6 protein-coding genes are annotated in these 5496 nt (G+C 56.5%); 2 read left to right on the forward strand and 4 right to left on the reverse strand.

Annotated features, from left to right (window positions below; translation table 11 throughout):
- The 4 genes from ACSSVV_RS20690 to ACSSVV_RS20705 all read right to left on the reverse strand — a co-directional run.
- Nucleotides 1-1502: PepSY domain-containing protein (locus tag ACSSVV_RS20690; RefSeq protein ID WP_454106946.1), on the reverse strand; the 1502-nt coding region annotated here is incomplete at its 3' end.
- 19 nt (nt 1503-1521) lie between these two features.
- A complete protein-coding gene (locus tag ACSSVV_RS20695) occupies nt 1522-1995 on the reverse strand; it encodes a DUF2271 domain-containing protein (RefSeq protein ID WP_224848285.1) in 474 nt (157 codons plus the stop codon).
- A 54-nt stretch (nt 1996-2049) separates the two neighbouring features.
- Entirely contained in the window at nt 2050-2430 is a 381-nt protein-coding gene (locus ACSSVV_RS20700) for a PepSY domain-containing protein (protein ID WP_224848287.1), read from the reverse strand.
- A 76-nt stretch (nt 2431-2506) separates the two neighbouring features.
- Nucleotides 2507-3823, reverse strand: coding sequence for a ferredoxin reductase family protein (locus tag ACSSVV_RS20705; protein ID WP_454106947.1), 1317 nt, complete (start codon nt 3821-3823; stop codon nt 2507-2509).
- Between the two features lie 167 nt (nt 3824-3990).
- Here ACSSVV_RS20705 and ACSSVV_RS20710 point away from each other — a divergent pair, with 167 nt between their 5' ends.
- Both ACSSVV_RS20710 and ACSSVV_RS20715 read left to right on the forward strand, forming a co-directional pair.
- The gene (locus ACSSVV_RS20710) at nt 3991-4656 is read left to right on the forward strand and encodes a response regulator (RefSeq protein WP_011786648.1); all 666 of its coding nucleotides are present in this window, start codon (nt 3991-3993) and stop codon (nt 4654-4656) included.
- On the forward strand, nt 4646-5496 hold an 851-nt coding region (locus tag ACSSVV_RS20715), incomplete at its 3' end, for a histidine kinase dimerization/phospho-acceptor domain-containing protein (RefSeq protein WP_454106948.1). The genes ACSSVV_RS20710 and ACSSVV_RS20715, both read left to right, overlap by 11 nt.

Raw genomic sequence — 5496 nt, forward strand, 5'->3', positions numbered from 1 at the left:
ATCCCGTAATCCGCCCTTTCTACCAGTTCCAGTTTGACCGTTGCTGGCTGCAATGCACAGTAGTTCAAGAAAAGCGGAGTACCGATAACCTCACCAACCCGGTTTCCCCACTCACTGAATTGCGAGGCAGAACACCGATCAATCAGTTCAATGGCGTGCAAACGGCTGACGCCTTTACCGGCGAGCGCAGTATCCACCGACAAGGCAAACTGACAGAAGTTCGGAAACTGCCGGTCACCAAAACCCAGTACCGTGTATCGCAGGTTCTTCTCAGCCCGGAATTCTTTGAGCCTGGCCATAAACTGCCGGGCCGATGCGGGTGCATCACCATCGCCGTATGTCGAAGTCAGCACGAACAGCCTGGAAGCCTGCGGATACTGCTTAGCCAGGGCATTCATCTCGCTGCAATGCACGCGGAAACCGGCCTTATTCAGGCTGCTATGGAGTTCCCGGGCAAATCCCCAGGTGGCATTACCTTCGGAGCCGACCAGAATAATTGTATCCGCCTGAGCGGCATCGGCGTTGTCAGGAAGCTGCCCTGAAGACCGGCGACGCTGCCACCAGATGGTTGCACCTGTTATCGAGAGAGCTGGCACAGTCAGTGCCGCAGCGCCAAGAATCAGGCCAAGCCACCATAGGCCTTCACCGGTGTGCAAACGTACAATCCAGTCCTGTAATACGCCGCTGTCAGAGCGCGGCTGGAACTGCAGCAACTCGCCCGTAGCCTGGTCCACGAATCCGGAGCCGCCGGCGGTTGACAGCGAATAGACGTCCTGCGGATCACCGGGATAGGGAAACACCAGTTCCCGGAGTTCGCCAAGATCGAAATTGCCTAGCGCTTTTAAGGTGCCCACAGGCGATGGTTGCCCGCCCGAGACCTCAGCCGGAAACCCTGGCCCTGTGTCAGGCGCTTCCGGCAGCAAACCAAAGCGCTGTGCCGACATATAGCTACCGGTCAGTGCGGATAACAGTAGGCCGAGCACGGCAAACCGGGCCAGCTCGGCATGGATTCGTTTCCCGCCTGAGCCGGAAAGCGGTCTTAGTATATTCTTCCAACCCCCGGTACGCCGGGCTATCAACAATATTCCCGAAAGACACAGAAGTACCATCAAAGCAGCTAATACGCCGGCCAGCGCTCTACCGGCATCATCCAGCATAAACGCACGGTGCAGGTCCTTGACCCAGCCAAAAAATGCGGAAGGTTCGTAGGGTGCGGTGCCCTCACCTGTTACCGGATTCACCAGATCCGCACCGGCCTGGCCGTCATGGCTGTAATACACAATGACCTTGCCAGAAGGTTCTCGCACGATCTGCTCAGTCCCGGGATAGTGAGCAACGATCCGGTCAGCCAGCTCGGCGATACTGATTTCACCGGAAGCCGGAATGACCGCTGAGGCTCTTTCCAGCACCGGCGCCAAAGCCAACACAGCACCCGTGACTGAGAGAACCATCAGAAGCAAACCAGCAAGCAGGCCCGGTAAGCTGTGGAACTTGCGCAACATAGCCGACGCTCCCGGTGGATTATTGAAGCTCGTAGGTAAGAGCGCGCACGTAACCGCGCCCGGAAACCGGCTTCCCGGAACCTTCAGTGGTCAGGGGGGCTATGACATCAGCTCGAATATCGCGCATATCCTCAACGGCAGAGTCGACCCGAACCTCATAACCGTTGTCGATCAGCGAATCATCTAGGTTAAGAGTGATTTTCAACGTGCGGCCACTGGTGACACTGGCACCGGTCAAGCCATCGTACTCTGCCGGATCAAGCCGACTGCCGCGGGCCCAGCCTCCCAAGTGTTTGTAGTATTTAGATTTCTTCCCGGAAACCCAAAGGGTACCCTGATATTCCCCGGCGGCATCCGTAAGATACAGAGCCAGATAGGCTCCATCGCCACCGTAATTCTGTAGTTCCGTAGTGAAGGTCACGTCGCGGGCCTGGGCGAATGCCGGTATAACCAGGGCTGCAAAAAGGCTGCAAGTGAGAACAAACGTTTTCATAAATGGTCTCCGAAAACCTGATGAGCGTTAAATGAACAGGCCAAATTCAATCAGTTACTCAACGGTAACCGTGGGGCGACCCTTGACGATGCCGTTGCGTTGCGCCTGACTTTTGGGATTGTCCTGTCCATTTTTCCTGTTGCCGTGGTCCCTCTCCTCATAGTCACTGTCTTCACGCTCCCATTTCATCATGATCAGTGAAGCGGGCGCGAAGGAGGCTTCTGCCCTGACCCCATCGGCATCGAGGCCCCTGACTTCATAACAACCGTCGTCAACCTTTATTCGGTGAACTGTCCAGCCTTCGGCTTCCAGTTTTTCCCGCAGATTTTCACGGGGCTGCCAATTCGCCACCGGATCATTGCAGTCGTCATCGGCAAGTGCGGTGCCACTGAGAAGCAACAAAGACAGGCTCAAAAGAATGGGTTTGGTCTTCATGGTGTCTCTCCTGCTGGTTGTGTTAAATCCACTTTAAGACGCTAACCTGACAATGCCCTGAACAAACCAGACATTATCAGCGGAACTGGAAGGCTTCTTTATGGAAGCGAGTCAGGCGGAACGGTGCTGCCCGCAAGCCGTTTCTAATGGCTTCCCCCAGCCCTGCCGGGCCGCAGAACCAGACTTCTGCGCCTGCTGCCGAGCGTCCGTTGGTAGACAACGTCTCGGCAGACAACCCCTGCCCCTTGCTGCTGTCATGAATCTCGAGGTGTATCCCGGGAAAGCCATCGCAAAGCGCCCGAAGTCGATCCACCATGGGATCCTGGCCGGCGTTGCGCGTGCAGTAATGCAGATCGGCTTCAGGCACGGTGGCGTCGGTGGCGCTGCTTAGAGCTTCGAGCCAGGCCAGAAACGGCGTGATCCCGATGCCACCGGCTATCCAGATCTGGTGGGATTTGCGGTTGCGGCGCTCGAAGTTAAAGTAGCCGTAAGGGCCTTCTATCTTCACGGTTTGCCCCACTCTGATTTTTTGGCTCAGATTGCGGGTGAAGTCGCCGAGCGATTTAATGATGAACGTAACCGTGCCATTTTCCCTATCGGCACTGGCAATCGTGAACGGGTGCGCGCCCTCTAGTCGGTCGAAGGTCACAAAGGCGAATTGCCCCGCACGGTGACCGGGCCATGCCGGCCCCATGTGGCAGGTAACTTCGGTGACGTCCCGGTCTGGTGTTTTGATCGCGGTGACCATGCCGCGAACCTGGCGACGACGACCAACTCTGCCGGTCAGGGATAGCCCGCTGGCGATGCTGCCGCCAAAGAGCAAAATGGCCATCAGCACACCGATTGGCTGCTGCCACCATTGCAGCGGAGTAAGCCACGCCGCGTGGAAAGCGAGCAACAGATAAAGCACCGGCATGCCGCGATGCAAATAGCGCCAGTATTTGTAGGGGAACTTGCGCAACAAGGTGATCAGCAGCATGGCGAACAGCAGATAGATGGCGAACTCCCCTACCTCTTCCGCCGCATCGCGCATGGTGTCGATGAACCCGGAATAATCCTGATCGTGCAGCTTGCCGGCTTTTCCGAACACCGACTCTATTACATCGTCACCCATTTCAATCAGCCAATGGGCGGCGGCGAATACCACTGCCAGAATGCCCGCCCATTTGTGGGTGCGATAGATCTGATCCAACCCGCCCAGCGGTCTCTCCAACCAGGCTGGGCGCAGTGCCAACATCATGGCTAGTGACATCAGAGCAATGGATAACAGCCCACTGAGCAGCAGGCTCTGGTCATAGACTGCCCAGGGAGAACCGGCCCCAGGACCTGCAAAGAGGTTCCAGGCCCATAGGCCCAAAACCAACACAACGAAAGGAAAAATCATCCGCATCATCACATCTCCTGCGATCGGTACCTGGAATATTCCCCCGAAGGCTAGCGCCCAAACCTGACAGCCAGCTGAAGGTCGGTGAAGAGAGATCGAAGCGTTATTGACCATTCAGGCTGTTGTCAGGTTCGAGCTGTAGTATCTTGATTTCAGGGCTGGGTCAGAGGTGAACAATGCGGGTTCTTTTGGTGGAGGATACGGCGGGATTGGGCGAGGCGGTCCGGGATCAGATTGCGGACGACGGCCACGCCGTGGACTGGGTGCAAACTCTGCGCTTTGCTGAGGCGAGTATCAGGACCACAGCCTACGACCTGATTCTGCTGGACCTGATGCTGCCCGACGGCCATGGCTTCGGCTTTTTGCGAACGATCCGGGCTACCGGAATAACAACACCGGTGATCATTCTGACCGCCAGGGATCAGGTGTCTGACCGGATTGAAGGATTGAATGCCGGTGCTGACGACTACCTGGTCAAACCCTTTGATCTTTCGGAGTTGTCGGCCCGCGTGGCCGCGGTGGCTCGCCGATATCGCGGCAATCCAAGCCCGATCATACAAGTGGGCGAGCTGATGATTGATCTTGGCGATCACCGCATCAGTCGCAACGGCCTGCCGGTAGAACTTACGGCACGGGAGTGGGCATTGTTTGAGGGCTTTATCCAGCGACCCGGAATGCTGTTATCGCGATCGCAACTGGAGGATCGTCTATACGCTTTCGGGGCCGAAATCGAAAGTAACACCATCGAAGTTTATGTCAGCCGTCTGCGTAAAAAGCTGGGGCGGGACGCTATCGTAACCGTCAGGGGAATGGGCTATCGCCTGGAAACACATGACCACTAGAACCAGCCTGCAAAAAACACTCGGTATCGGCCTGACACTCGGTGTCACCCTACTCTGGCTGTTGGGCGTGACCGCTTCGGGACTGGTGGCACAGCATGAAATGAACGAGGTCTTCGACAGTGCCCTGGAAGAAACCGCCCAGCGCATACTGCCACTGGCGGTCACCGACATCCTGAACCGTGAGAACGGCGCGGGCAATCAAAAGGCCCCAGCCCTGAAAGACCATGACGAATACCTGACCTATCTGGTACGGGACGAAGCTGGAAATATTCTGCTCCAGTCCCACGATGCCGACCCTGGCGTGTTTAGCAGGACCCCCGCAGAAGGGTTTTCAGATACTCTGACCCACCGGCTATATGGCGTATCTGCAGTCAGCTATACCATCTATCTTGAAGTGGCCGAACCCTTGGCGCACCGGCGTGAATCCGCTCTGGAGGCGGGATTAGCCTTACTGTTGCCTTTACTGGTGCTGATTCCGGTCAGCCTGTTGGGTGTCTGGTGGATTGTCCGGCTTTCCCTTCGTAAGGTGGTCGATTTTCAGCAAGACATTGAATCCCGCGGCGCGGGAGATCTGTCCCCTGTTGTAGAAGAGCAGTTACCCCGTGAATTTGAACCAATCGCCGGTGCCATCAACCGGCTGCTTGAGCGTTTGCATCGTGCTCTCGCATCAGAACGCAGCTTTACCGCCAACAGTGCCCATGAACTGCGAACTCCCCTGGCAACAGCGCTTGCCAAAGTGCAGCGACTGAAAACCAGAATGCCCGATGATTATCTCAAGAATGATGTTGCAGAAATTGAAGAAGCGTTACGCAGTCTCTCGGTGCTGTCCGGAAAACTGCT

Source organism: Marinobacter sp. MBR-105, assembly GCF_053628895.1.